20 protein-coding genes are annotated in these 15,977 nt (G+C 59.0%); 9 read left to right on the forward strand and 11 right to left on the reverse strand.

Annotated features, from left to right (window positions below; genetic code table 11):
- Positions 1-81: 81 nt before the first annotated feature.
- Both ACYZTM_RS05920 and ACYZTM_RS05925 read right to left on the reverse strand, forming a co-directional pair.
- Complete coding sequence (locus ACYZTM_RS05920; RefSeq protein WP_461987570.1) at positions 82-1,311, reverse strand: winged helix-turn-helix domain-containing protein; 1,230 nt, start codon at positions 1,309-1,311, stop codon at positions 82-84.
- A gap of 64 nt (positions 1,312-1,375) precedes the next feature.
- Positions 1,376-1,591, reverse strand: a complete 216-nt coding sequence (locus ACYZTM_RS05925; RefSeq protein ID WP_131060043.1) for a DUF1127 domain-containing protein — start codon at positions 1,589-1,591, stop codon at positions 1,376-1,378.
- 96 nt (positions 1,592-1,687) lie between these two features.
- On the opposite strand from ACYZTM_RS05925, the gene ACYZTM_RS05930 reads away from it, so the two are divergent.
- Positions 1,688-2,542 (forward strand): LysR substrate-binding domain-containing protein, encoded by an 855-nt coding sequence (locus ACYZTM_RS05930; protein ID WP_131060042.1) that lies wholly within the window; start codon positions 1,688-1,690, stop codon positions 2,540-2,542.
- Here the strand turns inward: ACYZTM_RS05930 and ACYZTM_RS05935 are convergent.
- Complete coding sequence (locus tag ACYZTM_RS05935) at positions 2,532-3,266, reverse strand: sulfite exporter TauE/SafE family protein (RefSeq protein WP_371928413.1); 735 nt, start codon at positions 3,264-3,266, stop codon at positions 2,532-2,534. The two genes, ACYZTM_RS05930 and ACYZTM_RS05935, sit on opposite strands and share 11 nt — an antisense overlap.
- A 124-nt stretch (positions 3,267-3,390) precedes the next feature.
- On the opposite strand from ACYZTM_RS05935, the gene ACYZTM_RS05940 reads away from it, so the two are divergent.
- The 4 genes from ACYZTM_RS05940 (at position 3,391) to ACYZTM_RS05955 (ending at position 6,686) form a co-directional block, all read left to right on the forward strand.
- Complete coding sequence (locus ACYZTM_RS05940) at positions 3,391-4,347, forward strand: LysR family transcriptional regulator (protein WP_131060040.1); 957 nt, start codon at positions 3,391-3,393, stop codon at positions 4,345-4,347.
- A gap of 69 nt (positions 4,348-4,416) precedes the next feature.
- On the forward strand, positions 4,417-4,878 hold the full coding sequence (locus tag ACYZTM_RS05945) for a MarR family winged helix-turn-helix transcriptional regulator (RefSeq protein WP_131060039.1): 462 nt from the start codon (positions 4,417-4,419) through the stop codon (positions 4,876-4,878).
- 341 nt (positions 4,879-5,219) lie between these two features.
- Complete coding sequence (locus ACYZTM_RS05950; protein WP_131060038.1) at positions 5,220-5,639, forward strand: organic hydroperoxide resistance protein; 420 nt, start codon at positions 5,220-5,222, stop codon at positions 5,637-5,639.
- Between the two features lie 33 nt (positions 5,640-5,672).
- The gene (locus tag ACYZTM_RS05955) at positions 5,673-6,686 is read left to right on the forward strand and encodes an alpha/beta hydrolase (RefSeq protein WP_461987573.1); all 1,014 of its coding nucleotides are present in this window, start codon (positions 5,673-5,675) and stop codon (positions 6,684-6,686) included.
- 174 nt (positions 6,687-6,860) lie between these two features.
- Here the strand turns inward: ACYZTM_RS05955 and ACYZTM_RS05960 are convergent, their stop codons facing one another.
- Together ACYZTM_RS05960 and earP are read right to left on the reverse strand one after the other, a co-directional pair.
- Positions 6,861-7,430 (reverse strand): elongation factor P, encoded by a 570-nt coding sequence (locus tag ACYZTM_RS05960; RefSeq protein WP_032626910.1) that lies wholly within the window; start codon positions 7,428-7,430, stop codon positions 6,861-6,863.
- A 48-nt stretch (positions 7,431-7,478) separates the two neighbouring features.
- Positions 7,479-8,636, reverse strand: a complete 1,158-nt coding sequence (gene earP, locus ACYZTM_RS05965; protein ID WP_461987575.1) for an elongation factor P maturation arginine rhamnosyltransferase EarP — start codon at positions 8,634-8,636, stop codon at positions 7,479-7,481.
- A 124-nt stretch (positions 8,637-8,760) separates the two neighbouring features.
- Here earP and ACYZTM_RS05970 point away from each other — a divergent pair, with 124 nt between their 5' ends.
- Both ACYZTM_RS05970 and ACYZTM_RS05975 read left to right on the forward strand, forming a co-directional pair.
- The gene (locus ACYZTM_RS05970; RefSeq protein ID WP_461987577.1) at positions 8,761-9,174 is read left to right on the forward strand and encodes a hypothetical protein; all 414 of its coding nucleotides are present in this window, start codon (positions 8,761-8,763) and stop codon (positions 9,172-9,174) included.
- A 14-nt stretch (positions 9,175-9,188) separates the two neighbouring features.
- Positions 9,189-9,671, forward strand: coding sequence for a GreA/GreB family elongation factor (locus ACYZTM_RS05975; protein WP_131060034.1), 483 nt, complete (start codon positions 9,189-9,191; stop codon positions 9,669-9,671).
- A 6-nt stretch (positions 9,672-9,677) separates the two neighbouring features.
- Here ACYZTM_RS05975 and cysB read toward each other — a convergent pair whose 3' ends face one another.
- The 5 genes from cysB to ACYZTM_RS06000 all read right to left on the reverse strand — a co-directional run bounded on the left by cysB (position 9,678) and on the right by ACYZTM_RS06000 (position 13,658).
- Positions 9,678-10,652 carry an HTH-type transcriptional regulator CysB gene (gene cysB, locus ACYZTM_RS05980; protein ID WP_461987580.1) on the reverse strand — a complete coding sequence of 325 codons (975 nt, stop codon included), beginning with the start codon at positions 10,650-10,652 and terminating at the stop codon, positions 9,678-9,680.
- Between the two features lie 136 nt (positions 10,653-10,788).
- Positions 10,789-11,292, reverse strand: a complete 504-nt coding sequence (locus ACYZTM_RS05985) for a universal stress protein (protein WP_131060033.1) — start codon at positions 11,290-11,292, stop codon at positions 10,789-10,791.
- A 95-nt stretch (positions 11,293-11,387) separates the two neighbouring features.
- Positions 11,388-12,293, reverse strand: a complete 906-nt coding sequence (locus ACYZTM_RS05990; RefSeq protein ID WP_461987582.1) for a 5'-nucleotidase — start codon at positions 12,291-12,293, stop codon at positions 11,388-11,390.
- A gap of 25 nt (positions 12,294-12,318) precedes the next feature.
- The gene (locus ACYZTM_RS05995; protein ID WP_131060031.1) at positions 12,319-13,275 is read right to left on the reverse strand and encodes a putative 2-dehydropantoate 2-reductase; all 957 of its coding nucleotides are present in this window, start codon (positions 13,273-13,275) and stop codon (positions 12,319-12,321) included.
- A complete protein-coding gene (locus ACYZTM_RS06000; protein ID WP_461987584.1) occupies positions 13,272-13,658 on the reverse strand; it encodes a YbbN family protein in 387 nt (128 codons plus the stop codon). Before ACYZTM_RS06000 ends, ACYZTM_RS05995 begins: the two co-directional genes overlap by 4 nt.
- Here ACYZTM_RS06000 and ACYZTM_RS06005 point away from each other — a divergent pair.
- Both ACYZTM_RS06005 and ACYZTM_RS06010 read left to right on the forward strand, forming a co-directional pair.
- Positions 13,657-14,100, forward strand: coding sequence for a PilZ domain-containing protein (locus ACYZTM_RS06005; protein WP_461987586.1), 444 nt, complete (start codon positions 13,657-13,659; stop codon positions 14,098-14,100). The two genes, ACYZTM_RS06000 and ACYZTM_RS06005, sit on opposite strands and share 2 nt — an antisense overlap.
- A gap of 161 nt (positions 14,101-14,261) precedes the next feature.
- A complete protein-coding gene (locus ACYZTM_RS06010; RefSeq protein ID WP_461987588.1) occupies positions 14,262-15,338 on the forward strand; it encodes a 3-deoxy-7-phosphoheptulonate synthase in 1,077 nt (358 codons plus the stop codon).
- 65 nt (positions 15,339-15,403) lie between these two features.
- Here ACYZTM_RS06010 and ACYZTM_RS06015 read toward each other — a convergent pair whose 3' ends face one another.
- Complete coding sequence (locus ACYZTM_RS06015) at positions 15,404-15,691, reverse strand: GNAT family N-acetyltransferase (RefSeq protein ID WP_010461341.1); 288 nt, start codon at positions 15,689-15,691, stop codon at positions 15,404-15,406.
- Positions 15,692-15,977: the final 286 nt, after the last annotated feature.

Raw genomic sequence — 15,977 nt, forward strand, 5'->3', positions numbered from 1 at the left:
TCGCGGGCAAGCCTCGCTCCTACTGGATCTTTGTCTCTCATAAAATCTGTAGGAGCGAGGCTTGCCCGCGAAGGCGTCAGGTTAATCACCACCGATCTGTGCCAATGCCACCCGCAACCGCGCCGCACTCGCCCTCGGGCAGTTCAACTGAACCTGCTCCAGCCCCAGCCAATTGGCCATCTGCCGCAGGTTGACCGCCAACGCCAGCATCCCCGCCTCGTCCAGACCCGGTTCCTCTTCATGCACGGCGTGCACCGCCAACCGGCCCAACGCTCGCTCGGCGCGCAGATCAACTCGTGCAGCAATCCGTTCATTGTGCAAAAACGGCAGCACGTAATAGCCGTAGACCCGCTTGTCCTGCGGCGTGTAGATCTCCAGGCGGTAACGGAAATCGAACAGCCGCTCGGTGCGGCTGCGCTCCCAGATCAACGAATCAAACGGGGATAGCAAGGCACTGGACTCGACCTTGCGCGGCACTTTCGGCTCGGGCAAGCAATAGGCCGGTTGCCGCCAGCCCTGAACCTCGCAGGCCAGCAACTCACCCGCCTCTACCAGCTCCGCAAGACGCGGCCGACTGTCTGCCGGACTCAGGCGAAAATAATCACGCAGATCCTTTTCCGTGCCGACACCCAATGCCGTCGCGGCATGCAGCAACAGCCCGCGCTGGGCCTCGGCCTCATTGAGCAAAGGTTGTTGCAGAACCGCTGAAGGAATTACCCGTTCCGGCAGATCGTAAAGCCGTTCGAATCCACGGCGGCCGGCGACCGTCACTTCACCGGCGGCGAACAACCATTCCAGCGCATGTTTTTCAGCGCTCCAGTCCCACCATGGCCCTGCCCGTTCCTGACGGGTCGACAAGCTTCCGGCCCCCAGTGCGCCGAGTTCCTGAACCGAGGCCAGCACCCGGCGAATCGTGTCCTGCTGCTCGCGACCAAAACGCGCCAGTTGCTGATAGATGTCTTCGCCGCGAGTCGCACGCAGCATGCGCCAACGCATCAAGGGGTACATCGACATGGGGAGTAACGAAGCTTCATGGCCCCAGTATTCGAACAACGTGCGTCGTCGGCCCTGACTCCAGGCAGCCTGATCGAGCAAATCGGAGGAGTAATTGCCGAGGCGGGAAAACAAGGGAAGGTAGTGCGAACGCACCAACGCATTGACCGAATCGATCTGCAGAATGCCCAGCCGTTCGATCAGCCGGTTGAGCTGAACCGGTTTGATCGCCGCTGGCGGTTGCCGCCCGTTGAACCCTTGGGCGGCCAGCGCCAGACGTCGAGCCTGTTTGAGGGTAAAGGACACTGTTGCGGGCATGAGCATCTCCTTGTCTGCTCGCAACCTACCTCACCATAGAGGGGTTTGTGTAGCAATGGCCTCATCATTTATGCATCGGATCGTCCCAGAACGGCCTGACCGATTCATGTTCCACATCGGCACGACTTACGCCGATGTCTTTCAGTGCTTCGTCGCTCAAGCTTGCCAGTAGCTCACGTTCACGGTGAAGTTCGTACCAGCGACTAAACTTGTGCAGCAGATCGGATACCGCGTGTATTGAGAATTTTTCTTCCGCTATATGTTCGTTATGACCTTTCATCTTGTTGCCCTCCTTTAGGGATGGCTCAAGTCTCGCCTCAGAGCTAAGATCAATCCAACGAATGTTTCTGATGGTAACCATCTCGGAGATTGATGGATGTCGGCGTACCCAAGTATCGATACTGATGTGCTGCGCACTTTCGTCGCCATCGCCGACCAGGGCGGGTTCACCCGTGCCGGTGAAATGGTCAACCGCACGCAGTCAGCAGTGAGCATGCAGATGAAGCGTCTGGAGGAAGACGTGTTGCAGCGCCAACTGTTCGAACGTGATGGACGCCAAGTCAAGTTGACCGCCGAAGGCCAGGTATTGCTGGGTTACGCGCGGCGCATCCTCAAACTCCACAGCGAAGTCTTCAATACCCTGCGCGAGCCGCATATGGTCGGCACCGTGCGCATCGGCACGCCCGACGATTACGTCATGCGTTTTCTGCCGGGGATTCTGTCGCGCTTCGCCAAGTTCTATCCGCTGATCCAGATCGAAGTTCACTGCGAATCAACCAAGCAACTGTTGCAGCGCCAGGACCTGGACTTGTCCATCGTCACCCGTGAGCCCGGCACTGAAATCGGTCAGTTGCTGCGCAAGGAGCGCTTCGTCTGGGCCGAAGCACAATGCTACAGCGCCCACGAGCAGACGCCGTTGCCACTGGCGATGTTCAACAGTGACTGTTTCTGCCGGCTGTGGGCATGCAATGCGCTGGACGCCATGGGTCGCGATTACCGCATTGCCTACAACAGTTCGAGCCTGTCGGCGCTGATGGCCGTGGTCAGTGCAGGCCTCGCGGTGACCGCACAACTGGAAAGCCTGATCACACCGGACATGCGCATCCTCGGCGCCGCCGAAGACCTGCCGCTGTTGCCGGAAGCCAGCATCATGCTGGTGCGCAACCTGCACAACCCGTCACCGATTACCGAGTGCCTGGCCGAGCACATCGTCGAAGGCTTCAAACTTTAAACGCGAGCATCACCGCACACAGCACCAGGAAACCGCAGAACAACCCGCGCAATAGCCGCTCCGGCATGGCGTGAGCAATCTTCACGCCCCAGCTGATGCTCATCAATCCGCCGACGGCCAACGGCAACCCGATCATCCAGTCCACCTGATGATGCACCGCGTAAGTCACCAGCGTGACACCGGTGCTGGGCAGCGCCAGCGCCAGGGATAAACCCTGGGCCACGACCTGGGTGGTGCCGAACACGCTGGTCAACACCGGCGTCGCCACCACCGCACCGCCAACCCCAAACAGCCCGCCCATGGTGCCGGATGCCGCACCGAGTACACCCAACCACGGCCAGGAATAACGCATTTGTGCAGAAACAGGAGCGTTAGCGGTGAACATGCGCACAAGGTTGTAGGCCGACAGGGCAATCAGGAATGCGACAAACCCTACGCGCATGGTTTGCGCGTCGATGCCTACTGCCCAGATCGAGCCAATCCAGGCGAAACAGAAACCCATCGCGGCCAATGGCAGGGCATGGCGCATTTCGATGCGGATGCGCTGGTGATAACGCCACAGCGCCAGCATCACATTGGGCACCACCATGACCAACGCCGTACCTTGGGCAATTTGCTGATCGAGACCGAACAGCACACCGAGCAACGGAATCGCGATCAATCCACCGCCAATGCCGAATATCCCGCCGAGCGTTCCCAGGGCTGCGCCAAAGGCCAGATACATCACGAACTCAATCACAGGCGATTTTCCTTTTGTCAGGCCATTCATCCTACGCAGTCGAGGCTGGCGGGGAAACGCACAGCAACGCACAATGGTTGTGCCAACTTCGCACAAGCACCGACAAATCATGAACCCCAATCAATTGACCGATCAGCTCGGCCTGTTCCTTGATGTGCTGGAAACCGGGAGCTTTTCCGCCGCGTCCCGTCGGCATCCGCTGACACCTTCGGCCGTGGCGCGGCGTATCGACAGCCTCGAGAATGCGGTCGGCAGCCAACTGTTCATTCGCAGCACCCACGCGGTGCGCGCGACTCCCGCCGGCCTGGCGTTTGCCGAACGGGCGCGAAGGATCGTGGCGGAATTGCGCCTGGCCCGCGCCGAAGCGGTGTCCTTGAGCAGCGCGCCGGAAGGCTTGATCCGGATTGATGCACCAGCGGCGTTCGGCCGACGCCATCTGGCGCCGGTGATTGCCGACTTCCTGATGCTCTACCCCGGCCTAGACGTGCAATTGCATTTGATCGACAGTTTCGTCGACATGCAGGGGCTGAACCTCGGCAAGGTCGATCTGGTGCTGCGCGCTGGGCAAATGGCCGACACCCGGCTGGTGGCCACGCCGCTGGCGAGTATGGTGCGTATTGCCTGCGCCAGCCCTGAGTACCTGAAACGTCGCGGCGTCCCGACCGAGCCGGAACAATTGTTCGAACACGACGGCCTCGACTGGGATGGCCTGGCCCCACCCTTCGCCTGGCGCTTTGAGCGTGACGGCCACATGCACCTGCATCGCCCTGCGCGAATCCGCATGAGTGCCAACAATGCCGAGGCGCTGGTCTGCGGTGCGCTGGCCGGATTGGGCATCGCGCATTTGCCGACCTGGCTGGCCAGCGAATACCTGTTACGCGGCGAGCTGCTGCCACTGTTTTGCGATAAAGGCCTGCCGCCCACGGAGACCACCGGCATCTATGCGCTGCGCCTGTCGCAACAACCCAATTCCCGCAGCCGTTTGTTGCTGGAATACCTGAAAACCCGCTTCAGCCCCATTCCGCCGTGGGATCTGGCCCTGCAAAACACGCTGGTCCATCACTAGCCGAGAATTATCTGGCGCATTAAAGATTCGCCCACTAGATTCATCAAGATCACTGATCAAGGCTTTGAAATGAACACCGACCGCGACACCCCGGATAACTGCGATGACCTGCTGCTGGACAATCAGGCTTGCTTCGCCCTGCATTCCACCTCACTGCTGATGACCAAAGTGTACAAGCCGCTGCTGCAAGCGCTGGGCCTGACCTATCCGCAGTATCTGGCGATGATGGTGCTGTGGGAGCGGGATGGTTTGACTGTAGGCGAAATCAGCACGCGACTGCTGACAGACCCCGGCTCACTGACACCTTTGCTCAAACGGCTGGAGGTCGAAGGACTGCTCAGTCGTACCCGTAGCCGTGAAGATGAACGGGTGGTGATTGTCGAGCTGACCGAACAGGGTCGTGCCTTGCGGGACAAGGCGCGGGGCGTGCCGCAGTGCATCCTCGGCGCCAGCGGCATGACACTTGAACGATTGCAGAAACTGCAAGCGGAGCTGCAAGTGTTGCGCAGCAACCTGCAAGACAGCCTCTAATCCTCAAACCACTAAAACCCCTGTGGGAGCGGGCTTGCTCGCGAAAGCGGTGCTTCATTCGACATTAGTGTTGACTGACACACTGCTTTCGCGAGCAAGCCCGCTCCCACATTTGCTTTGCAGTGTCCCTGCCGACCTGGCCAACTTAAAAAAGTTTTTCCGCTGAAAATCCTGCCGCGACCGCTCTAACTCAACACATCCAACCAACGCCCATGCTTAAAGCAAAACTTTTTCTAAAATTTATCTTGCGCGCTAAATATTAGCGCGATACATTCATTTCGCACTTACTTAGCGCGCAAACATTTAGCGCAAAACACCAAAATCCAAACGAGGCTCACACCATGCAAACTCTCTACACCGCAATCGCAACCTCCACTGGCGGCCGTGACGGTCGTGCGGTTTCCAGTGACAACATCCTCGACGTCAAACTCGCTACCCCGAAAGAACTCGGTGGTGCCGGCGGTGCTGCGACCAACCCTGAGCAACTGTTCGCCGCCGGCTACTCGGCCTGCTTCATCGGCGCGCTGAAATTCGTCGCCAGCCAGACCAAACGCAGCATCCCGAACGACGCGTCGATCACTGCCCATGTCGGCATCGGCCAGATCCCTGGCGGTTTCGGCCTGGATATCGACCTGCACATCATCCTGCCGGGTCTTGAACAAGCCGACGCGCAAAGCCTGGTCGAGGCTGCCCACCAGGTCTGCCCGTACTCGAACGCTACCCGTGGCAACGTCGATGTGCGCCTGCACGTTACCGTCTAACCGCTGACCACCAAGTCCGAACAGGAAATGAACATGAACACTTTCAGCAAAGTCTTGACCGGTACCCTTCTCGCTTTGTCCATCAGCAACGCGTTTGCAAACGATGGGGTTGAACACAACACCCAGGCCTTCCTCGACGTTCTGAATGCGGGCACCGGCAAACCGATGGAACAACTCACTCCCAAGGAAGCCCGCGCGGTGCTGGTGGGTGCGCAAGCCTCGGTGAAACTGACACTGCCAAAAGCCGATGTCAGCGAGAAAACCATTCAAGTCGACGGCCAACCGCTCAGCCTGACCATCGTCCGGCCGGCCGGGGTGAAAGGCGAGCTGCCGGTGTTCATGTTCTTCCACGGCGGTGGCTGGGTGCTGGGGGACTACCCGACCCACGAACGCCTGGTTCGCGACTTGGTGACGGGGTCGGGAGCGGCGGCGGTGTTCGTCAATTACACCCCGTCGCCGGAAGCGCATTACCCGGTTGCGATCAACCAGGCTTACGCTGCAACCAAATGGGTGGCCGAGCACGGTAAAGAGATCAACGTCGACGGCAAACGTCTGGCCGTGGCCGGCAACAGTGTCGGTGGCAACATGGCGGCCGTGGTTGCGCTGATGGCCAAGGACAGGGGCACCCCGGCGATCAAGTTCCAGGTGCTGCTGTGGCCAGTGACGGATGCCAGCTTCGAAACCGCGTCCTACAACCAGTTTGCCGAGGGGCACTTCCTCACCAGAAACATGATGAAGTGGTTCTGGGACAACTACACCACGGACGCCAAACAGCGTAACGAGATCTACGCCTCACCGCTGCGGGCAACCACCGCGCAGCTGAAGGGCTTGCCTCCTGCGCTGGTGCAGACGGCCGGTGCCGACGTGTTGCGCGATGAAGGCGAAGCCTATGCCCGTAAACTCGACGAGGCGGGTGTGCCGGTCACGTCGGTTCGCTACAACGGCCTGATTCACGATTATGGTTTGCTGAATGTGGTGAGCCAGGTGCCGGCGGTGCGTTCGGCGATGCTACAAGCCTCCGAAGAACTGAAGCAACACCTGAAATAACGACACCTTGTAGGAGCGAGGCTTGCCCGCGAAGGCGTTGTGTCAGTCGACATTAATGCTGGATGACAAACCGCCTTCGCGGGCAAGCCTCGCTCCTACGGAAGACTGCGTGTTTCTGACAGGCACAAAAAAGCCCGACTCAATGGTCGGGCTTTTTCATTCCTGAAGCTGTGCTTATTTAGCACGGCCTTTGTAGGAACCGCCTTCGCGGGTGTCGATTTCGATGCGGTCACCGATTTCGATGAAGTCAGCAACTTGCAGCTCAGTGCCGTTGCTCAGCTTGGCAGGCTTCATCACCTTGCCGGAAGTGTCGCCGCGAGCCGAACCTTCGGTGTAGTCAACTACGCGCACGATGGTGGTCGGCAGTTCTACGGAAACCAGACGCTCTTCGAAGAAGATCGCTTCACAAACATCGGTCATGCCTTCTTCAACGAAAGGCAGAACGGCTTCGATGTCTTCAGCGTTCAGCTCGTACATGGTGTAGTCGGTGGTGTCCATGAACGTGTAGGTGTCGCCGCTGATGAAGGACAGGGTCGCTTCTTTGCGGTCGAGGATTACGTCGTCCAGTTTGTCGTCGGCGCTGTAAACGATCTCGGTCTTGTAACCGGTCAGCAGGTTTTTCAGCTTGGTCTTCATGATCGCGCTGTTACGACCGGATTTGGTGAATTCAGCTTTCTGAACCAGCCAAGGATCGTTTTCGAGACGGATCACGGTACCGGGTTTCAGTTCTTTACCAGTTTTCATTGCGAATATCCGAATTTGGATGGGATTTACAAAAATCTAGGCCGCGTATCATATCCAATTTACATAAAACTGTACCAGCGCTGCGGCAAGATCGGCCTGCAAGGCCTGTTCCAGACACCACTTCTCGGCGTGTTTTTGCAGCTCCGGCCAGTGTTTACGGGTTGCCAGCCAGTGGTCAGACATATTTTGACCTGCATTCCACGCACGCCAAAGACCGCTGATCGCCTCGCTGGCAGGCTCGGACAGGCCTTTGGTGTATAGAGTCAGGAAGGCGTCGAGCTTGTCCAGGTGGATGTCTTCGTCCTGCTGATAAATGTGCCAGAGCAGCGGCCGCCCTGCCCATTGCGCGCGAATGAAGGAATCTTCGCCGCGCACGGCGTTGAAATCGCAGCACCAAAGCAGGTGGTCGTATTGATCCTGTCGGACGAACGGCAGCACTTGCACGGTCAACTCGCCGCGCACGTGCACCGCACCGGCCGCCAGCTGATCGACACCGAGCCAGCGTTCGACATCCCCAAGAATCCGCCCTTCGGGCACCAGCAGATGTGTGGGTATCGAATCAGCGGCCATCACCTCCAGCCAACTGGCCAATCCGGCATTTTCGTAGGCAAACAACGAAATCAGCTGTGCGTTCGGTGCGCGATCAATCCCCAGGCCTTGCAGGAATTCTCTCTGCGCCTCGGGGTTCTGCTGAAACTGCCGGCGACGTTCAAGCAATCCGCTTTCACGCAGCAAGCCACCCGTGCCTTTCTGAAACCCCGGAAAGAAGAAGTACTTCTGCACGCTCTTGTACTTTACCGACGGCAAACCGTGACAGCCGATCACCCAGTCTTCGGCGCTCAGGTAGTCAAGGTTCATCCACAGTGGCGGCTTTTCCCGCGAGGCCATGGCCTCCATGTAGGCGCTCGGCAACTGGCAGGCGAACGCGGCAATCACTACATCGGCGGCTTCAGCGGGTTGCCATTCGGTCGGCCACTGACGCACCTCGACACCCTGCTGCCATTGCTGCGCGGCGCTGATGTCGATGTCAGGGCAGATGCGTTCGAAGGCCCGCAGGTCATCGACCCACAAGCGCACCGCCACGGCATGTTCGGCCACCAGCTGTCGGGCCAGGCGCCAAGTCACACCGATGTCGCCAAAGTTGTCGACCACGGTGCAAAAAATATCCCAGCGCCAGCGGTTTTTCACTTCAGGCATTTCAGGCATTCCAGGCTCCCGTTGGCAAAGGCGCCGATTGTCCGCATAAATTACCTCGCGCAGAAGAGCCGACGGCGATTAATCTTCGTGCGACAATCGCCATTCGCCCGCGACCACCCGCCAGGAGGCAGCCATGCCCTACCGTCCCAACCCGCGCCGTCCGTTGCCGATTCAGCTCAATGCGCTGCAGTTGACCGGCAGCATTGCACTCGGTCTGTGGCTTGGATTCCTCGCGATCGCGCTGACCTGCTGGCTCGCCTCGCGCCTGCTGTTCAGCGAGCAACTCGCGCCCGTCGCCGCCGCTGTAGAGCAACTGGCCAAGCCGCCGGTGGTGGTGGTGCAACCGGTGCCGGACATCCCGCCGCAGAGCCCGCTGTTCGAACAGTACGAAGATAACCTGCGCAAGAACGAGCAGCAGCAACGAATGGATCAGGCCCGCAGCACCCGCCGCAATCTGTCCAATCCGAAATGCCAGTTCTGGCTGCAACAGGACGCGACCGCGCCGAGCGAAAAAAGCCGCGCCAACGTCCTGCAATTCTGCGACTGACCATGAAGCTCTCTATGCACAAGCCAGCCGTCCACCAATTGATTATCGACAAGCTTCGGATCGATCTCGACATCGCCGAGCGTGCCGCGCAAACCGCTTACGAAACCGCGACCCACGAAGAAAACATCGCCGAAAACAAGTACGACACACTGGGCCTGGAAGCGTCTTATCTGGCGGCTGGACAAGCCAGACGTGTGGAAGAAATCCGTCATTCACTCACGCTTTGCCAGAACCTGACCTTGCGTCCTTATGACGAACAACGCGGAATCGAAGTCGGCGCCCTGCTCGGTCTGGAAGACGAAAAGGGTCGTGAGCAATGGCTGTTTTTGGCCCCGGACGCGGCAGGATTGAAAGTCGATATGGTGGGGCAAATGATCACCGTCATCACCCCTCGTTCACCGCTGGGCAAAAGCCTGCTGGGCAAGTTCGAAGGGGACGAGGTGGAGATTCTGGTGGCGGGTGCTCGGCAACAGTTTGCTGTTACCGAGGTGGTCTAAAGGAGATTAATGAACTGGCAGCTCGACGCCGTCGAACAGCTCTTCCAGTTCCTGCTTGTTGTGGCACTGAATGGCCTTGGCCATGACTTCGCGGGTCAGGTGCGGGGCGAACTTCTCGATGAAGTCGCACATGAAGCCACGCAGGAAGGTGCCACGGCGGAAACCGATTTTGGTGATGCTGGATTCGAACAAGTCGCTGGCATCAAGCATGACCAGGTCGCTGTCGAGTTTGGCGTCGACGGCCATTTTCGCCACGATGCCTACGCCCAGACCCAGGCGAACATAAGTCTTGATCACGTCAGCATCGGCGGCGGTGAACACCACTTTCGGCGTCAGGCCACGATGGCTGAAGGCTTCATCGAGCTTCGAACGGCCGGTGAAACCGAACACGTACGTCACGATCGGGTATTCGGCCAGGGCTTCCAGGGTCAGCTTCGACAGCTTGGTCAGCGGGTGGCCCTGAGGCACGACCACGCAGCGGTTCCAGCGGTAGCAGGGCATCATCACCAGGTCGCCGAACAGTTCCAGCGCTTCGGTAGCAATGGCGAAATCGACGGTGCCGTCAGCGGCCATTTCGGCGATTTGCATTGGCGAACCCTGGTGCATGTGCAGCGCAACGTCCGGGTACTGCTTGATGAAATTGCTGATCACCGGCGGCAATGCATAACGGGCCTGAGTGTGCGTGGTGGCGATCGACAGGGTGCCTTTCTTCTCGTTGGAGAATTCCTGGGCGATCTGCTTGATGCTTTCAACCTTGCGCAGGATCTCGCCGGCGGTGTTGATGATGCGCTCGCCGGCCGGGGTGACGCGGGTCAGGTGCTTGCCGCTGCGAGCAAAAACCTCGACGCCGAGTTCGTCTTCCAGCAGACGGATTTGCTTACTGATACCCGGTTGCGAGGTGTACAAGCTTTGGGCTGTAGCGGAAACGTTGAGGTCGTGGTGCGCCACTTCCCAGATGTAGCGCAGTTGTTGAAGCTTCATATGAATCCCTCAAAGCAGGTAGACGCCACGGGCATCAGCGACGGTATATAACTATATTAATGGTTTGAAGAATAAATCTAGAACTTTTTTGTCAAACTGCCACTATTCATGTTCTGGTGTCCTGCGAGGCAGGACACTACCGATCGCCTTGGCGACGACGTTCCACCAGCGGCACCAGATAGACTGGGACCCGTGCCAACTGCAACACCCGCGCTGCGGTCCGGCCCAAAGGCGTTTCCGCGCCAGCACCATGGCTATGACTACCTACGATCAACAAATCCACAGAGAGTTTCTGCGCCTGGTCGAGAATCACCTGCGACGGGTCACCCTGCAGCACCCGCACCGCTTGAATCCGCTCCAGGTCCTGCTCCCCTTCATCCCCCAACTCTTCACGAAAGCTGTCGAGCACCCGCTGCTCGATACTGGCAATCACCTTACTCAGGCCCTGACTGTGAAACTCGCTCAAGGCCTGCTCATCGAGGTAACTCTGCAGCACGGATTCAGCAAACAACCCCATGGGCTCAACCGCGTGCACCACATACAAATCGGCATTGAATGTCCGCGCCAACGCCAGGGCATGCTGCATCACCAACGGTGCATACAGGCCGAGGTCAGTGGCATACAGCATCGAACGAATCATATGACCTCCTCGCGTGCCAACATGGCGGAGATTTGATTCAGCTTAGCAGTGCCTTGGCGAGTACGACGCTCGGCGTAACGCGTTGAACGGCGGGCTTAAACTTTTTGTTCGTTGCTTATGCCGTGAGGCACGTGACCGGTGGCGACCACTTCCCGTGCCAACTCGCAATGGCCGGCCTGATCGTCAAAAAACACGTCGGCGGCAAACGCTTCGAGAAATGCCGATTTGGTCAGCCCGCCAAGAAACAGCGACTCGTCCAGACGAATGTCCCATTCGCGCAACGTACGAATCACCCGTTCATGGGCCGGCGCCGACCGAGCCGTCACCAGGGCGGTGCGGATCGGGCAGGCATCATCGGGAAACTCGCGTTGCAACAAATTGAGCGCGGCGAGAAAGCCTTTGAACGGCCCACCGCGCAAGGGCTCTCGGGCCGATTCCCGTTCGCTGGCCTGAAACGCTTCCAGACCACCGGACTGATAGATCCGCTCCGATTCGTCGGAAAACAGCACCGCATCACCGTCGAAGGCGATGCGCAGTTCATCACTGGCCGCACGGCTGGCACCGCCCGACAGAATGGTCGCTGCGGCGAACCCGGCATCCAGCGCGCTGCGCACGTCTTCGGCATGGGTGGAGAGAAACAGGTCGCAACCAAAGGCCTTGAGGTACGGATAAGGGCTGCGTCCGCCAACAAACGCCGCACGGGAAATCGCCAGGCCGTAATGATCAATCGAGTTGAACACCCTCAGGCCGGTGTCGGCGCTGTTGCGCGACACCAGGATCACCTCGACCCGGGCCCGACCGAGGCTGGCGTTCAGAGTGAGGAGTTTTTCCACCAACGGAAACGCATCACCGGGTTCGAGGATTTCGTCTTCGTGTTCAATCTGGTATTGCCGGTAGGCCTCGACGCCGCTCGACAGATAGACCTTGTGACTTTCGCTCAGGTCGAACAGTGCCCGCGACGAAATCGCCAGCACCAGTTTGTCGTCGATAGTCTTTGCCATGCCCTTCCCCCTCAGATTGATCGACTCACGTGTTGCGTCGATCGATAAAACTCAAGCTGCGATACAAGGCTTCGATTCGCGGCAATTCGCACCCCGCCGCCTTGGCCGCCGCCAGAGGTCGCGCGTAAATTGCCTGCAATTCCAGCGGTCGTTTGTGCAGGAAATCGTGGTACATGCTCGGCCAATAGTCGGGCATTTTCTCAGTCACCTTGAACAAATGGTCGGCATACCCGGCCGGTATATCGTGACCACAGGCGACTGCCCCCTGAACCACTTCGGCCATCAGCGCCTGGATCAGTTCCCGGCTGTCGGCATCGGCCATCAACGGCGTGGTGCTGGCCCCAAGCAGAACCGACAGACCGTTGTAAGGGATATTCCAGACCAGTTTTTGCCAGCGTGCCTGGTGCAGGTTCGGCATGGCCTGGGAGTCGATGCCGGCGCTGCGGAACAGCCCGGCGCCCTCCTCGACAATCGTCATTCGCGCCTGCTCATCGGCTGCGGGACCGCTGTGGTAGCCGACATTCACCGCACCGAGCGCTTGATGAGTGATGACGCCAGGCCCTGCGCGATGGACGCAGATAAAACACAACCCGCCAAGCAAGTGCAGCGAATCGGGAAGCAACTCGCGCAAGCTGTCTTCGACGTCCAGGCCATTTTGCAACAGCAGGACGTTGGCATTCGGTGCAGCAGCTTGAATGATGGCTGGCGCCAGGTCTGCGTTGCTGGTGGTTTTTGCGCCGACCAGCAACCAGTCGCAGGCCGGCATGTCTTCAGCGCACGAATAGGCCTGGACCGGATTCAATGTCAGTGCGCCATGGGCCGCACTGTCGACTTGCAACCCGTGTTCGGCGACGGCTGCAAACTCACTGCGTAACAAGAAGTGCACATCGAAACCGGCACGCGCCAGCATCACCCCGTAGAACCCGCCGATTGCGCCGGTTCCGATAATACCGATTGTCGGTTTGGCAACTGCCCCCATCATGGCAACTCCTCTGCATATCGACTGAGCGCCTGGCGCACGGCTTCATTAAGCCCGGTGCTGGTCAGGCACGACTGTACTGGCCCGAAGAACTCGCCGCCGCGCACCAAAAACAGCGCCGGCAAATGAAAAACCTGATAACGCTCGACCACCCCGCCATTGCCCCCGGCATCGATCCAGCACAGCCGGTCGATTGCAAGATCAAGTCTTGGCAATTGCTCACGGGCAAAACGGCAACTGGCGCAGCCCACGCTGGTGAAAATCACCAGCGACACACCGCTCATCTCCAGCAGCCGTTGGTCGGTGTCGAAATCAGTCAGTTCCAATTCGACCACTATACTGGGGGAAACAATGTCAAATGGCCGACACATGGAGTCTGTGCTCATGGGACGTTTTCTACCTCACCCTGACGATGTGCCCGTCGAATTAACGTTGCTCAAGCATGAGTGCATTTCGCGGCAACGGCTGCACACTATCAGCCTCGGCGGCATGGCTTGCAATTACCACCGCGCCTGGCGCCACGGTACGGCGCTGGAAGTGCGCATGCCAACCCTGAATCCCGATTTGCGCTATCTGGGCTATGTGGCCTGGTGCCTGCGACGCAAGCGCGGCTATCTGGTGGGCATTGCCTTCGTCGACGAACAGATGCTGTTCAGCGCGCGAATGGGCGAGCAGGTTTGCCAGATCGAACGTTATTGCCGCCTGCGTGACGCACACGAAGACCTGCAGGATGTTCAGGCCCTGGCCCTCGACTGGGTCCAGGAGCATGCCGACGAGTTCTCTCACGACACGGTTCGCAAGGCATTTGCACAGCCTGCGCTGGGTTAGGCGGCGTTCTCAATTAGTGAGAATGCCCCCGAAACCGCTGTCTGCCCATTGTCGAGCAGGCGCGTAACGCGCTAAGGTTCGGCTCCCCGACGCGCTTAATTTGCTGTGCTCCGCCGCGCGGGTTCGCTGGCGGCCGGCACCCGTGACCTGACGAGTAAACGATGGCTGATTTACCGATCAACGACCTAAACGTCGCCTCCAACGAGACCCTGATCACTCCCGATCAGCTCAAGCGTGATATCCCTCTGAGCGACGCTGCGCTGCGCACCGTCACCAAGGGTCGCGAAGTCATTCGCAACATTCTTGATGGCACCGACCACCGCCTGTTCGTCGTGATCGGGCCTTGCTCGATCCACGACATCAAGGCTGCCCACGAATACGCCGAGCGCCTGAAGGTACTCGCAGCGGAAGTGTCCGATACCCTGTATCTGGTCATGCGTGTGTATTTCGAGAAGCCACGCACCACCGTCGGCTGGAAAGGCTTGATCAACGACCCGTACCTGGATGACTCCTTCAAGATTCAGGACGGTCTGCACATCGGTCGTCAGTTGCTGCTGGACCTGGCCGAGATGGGCCTGCCTACCGCCACTGAAGCCCTTGACCCGATCTCCCCGCAATACTTGCAGGACCTGATCAGCTGGTCCGCCATCGGCGCGCGCACCACCGAATCCCAGACTCACCGCGAAATGGCTTCCGGCCTGTCTTCGGCTGTCGGCTTCAAGAACGGCACCGATGGCGGCCTGACGGTTGCGATCAACGCCCTGCAGTCGGTTTCCAGCCCGCACCGCTTCCTGGGTATCAACCAGGAAGGTGGCGTGTCGATCGTCACCACCAAGGGCAACGCCTACGGTCACGTCGTACTGCGCGGCGGCAATGGCAAGCCGAACTATGATTCGGTCAGCGTCGCGCTCTGCGAGCAAGCGCTGAACAAGGCGAAAATCAAACCGAACATCATGGTCGATTGCAGCCACGCCAACTCCAACAAAGACCCGGCCCTGCAACCGCTGGTGATGGAAAACGTCGCCAACCAGATCCTCGAAGGCAACCAGTCGATCATCGGCCTGATGGTCGAAAGTCACCTGAACTGGGGCTGCCAGGCCATTCCGAAAGACCTCGCCGACCTGCAATACGGCGTGTCGATCACCGATGCCTGCATCGATTGGACCGCGACTGAAAACACCTTGCGCAGCATGCACACCAAGCTCACGGATGTGCTGCCGAAACGCGCTCGCACCTGATCACTTTTCGCCGCACACAAAAACGCCGGGCTAAACCCGGCGTTTTTTGTGTTCGTATTTTGAGGTTACTGGCTCAGCTTGGCGGCATGCCGCTGGTGACGCTCCATGTAGCGCTCCACGTAGGAACACGAAGGAATGACGGTGTAGCCCATTTCCTCGGCGTACTCCAGCGCCTTCTCGGTCAAGGCTGCCGCGATGCCGCGACCACGCAACGCGTTGGGCACGAAGGTGCGATAGATATCCAGGGTCTGTTTCCCCAGATCCATATAAGTCAGGTAGGCACGATGACCGTCCACACTGGTCTCGAACTGATGACCAGCCTGGTCATGGTGGATGGACAACGCCTCGCTCATCACTACTCCTCGCGGGTCTTGAATTCTGACCCCTACCTTACCGATGTTTTTCCGGCGAAGGAACATCTACGCCACCCCGTGCCTGAATGGACACCGAGAAGAGCTGCACCGATCTCGCACAACCTGGCACGTATCAAATAGTAGGCACCATTGGCAGAAATGCTCAAGGTACGCTCGTCATCGCGCGCAGGTGGCGGGTGCTGCTCCGGGTTACGCAGGGACGGCTCGACCGAAGATATCCGCGGGTCGATAGCCTGAACATTGCCGGATGTTGAGACTTAAGACG

This window comes from Pseudomonas sp. MDT2-39-1 (genome assembly GCF_054898085.1).

What these genes read in the sequence shown, in the direction of transcription:
- ACYZTM_RS05920 (WP_461987570.1), bottom strand. Translation starts at nt 1,311, where the DNA reads ATGCCCGCAACAGTGTCCTTTACCCTCAAACAGGCTCGACGTCTGGCG.
- ACYZTM_RS05925 (WP_131060043.1), bottom strand. Translation starts at nt 1,591, where the DNA reads ATGAAAGGTCATAACGAACATATAGCGGAAGAAAAATTCTCAATACAC.
- ACYZTM_RS05930 (WP_131060042.1), top strand. Translation starts at nt 1,688, where the DNA reads ATGTCGGCGTACCCAAGTATCGATACTGATGTGCTGCGCACTTTCGTC.
- ACYZTM_RS05935 (WP_371928413.1), bottom strand. Translation starts at nt 3,266, where the DNA reads ATGTATCTGGCCTTTGGCGCAGCCCTGGGAACGCTCGGCGGGATATTC.
- ACYZTM_RS05940 (WP_131060040.1), top strand. Translation starts at nt 3,391, where the DNA reads ATGAACCCCAATCAATTGACCGATCAGCTCGGCCTGTTCCTTGATGTG.
- ACYZTM_RS05945 (WP_131060039.1), top strand. Translation starts at nt 4,417, where the DNA reads ATGAACACCGACCGCGACACCCCGGATAACTGCGATGACCTGCTGCTG.
- ACYZTM_RS05950 (WP_131060038.1), top strand. Translation starts at nt 5,220, where the DNA reads ATGCAAACTCTCTACACCGCAATCGCAACCTCCACTGGCGGCCGTGAC.
- ACYZTM_RS05955 (WP_461987573.1), top strand. Translation starts at nt 5,673, where the DNA reads ATGAACACTTTCAGCAAAGTCTTGACCGGTACCCTTCTCGCTTTGTCC.
- ACYZTM_RS05960 (WP_032626910.1), bottom strand. Translation starts at nt 7,430, where the DNA reads ATGAAAACTGGTAAAGAACTGAAACCCGGTACCGTGATCCGTCTCGAA.
- earP (WP_461987575.1), bottom strand. Translation starts at nt 8,636, where the DNA reads ATGCCTGAAATGCCTGAAGTGAAAAACCGCTGGCGCTGGGATATTTTT.
- ACYZTM_RS05970 (WP_461987577.1), top strand. Translation starts at nt 8,761, where the DNA reads ATGCCCTACCGTCCCAACCCGCGCCGTCCGTTGCCGATTCAGCTCAAT.
- ACYZTM_RS05975 (WP_131060034.1), top strand. Translation starts at nt 9,189, where the DNA reads ATGCACAAGCCAGCCGTCCACCAATTGATTATCGACAAGCTTCGGATC.
- cysB (WP_461987580.1), bottom strand. Translation starts at nt 10,652, where the DNA reads ATGAAGCTTCAACAACTGCGCTACATCTGGGAAGTGGCGCACCACGAC.
- ACYZTM_RS05985 (WP_131060033.1), bottom strand. Translation starts at nt 11,292, where the DNA reads ATGATTCGTTCGATGCTGTATGCCACTGACCTCGGCCTGTATGCACCG.
- ACYZTM_RS05990 (WP_461987582.1), bottom strand. Translation starts at nt 12,293, where the DNA reads ATGGCAAAGACTATCGACGACAAACTGGTGCTGGCGATTTCGTCGCGG.
- ACYZTM_RS05995 (WP_131060031.1), bottom strand. Translation starts at nt 13,275, where the DNA reads ATGATGGGGGCAGTTGCCAAACCGACAATCGGTATTATCGGAACCGGC.
- ACYZTM_RS06005 (WP_461987586.1), top strand. Translation starts at nt 13,657, where the DNA reads ATGGGACGTTTTCTACCTCACCCTGACGATGTGCCCGTCGAATTAACG.
- ACYZTM_RS06000 (WP_461987584.1), bottom strand. Translation starts at nt 13,658, where the DNA reads ATGAGCACAGACTCCATGTGTCGGCCATTTGACATTGTTTCCCCCAGT.
- ACYZTM_RS06010 (WP_461987588.1), top strand. Translation starts at nt 14,262, where the DNA reads ATGGCTGATTTACCGATCAACGACCTAAACGTCGCCTCCAACGAGACC.
- ACYZTM_RS06015 (WP_010461341.1), bottom strand. Translation starts at nt 15,691, where the DNA reads ATGAGCGAGGCGTTGTCCATCCACCATGACCAGGCTGGTCATCAGTTC.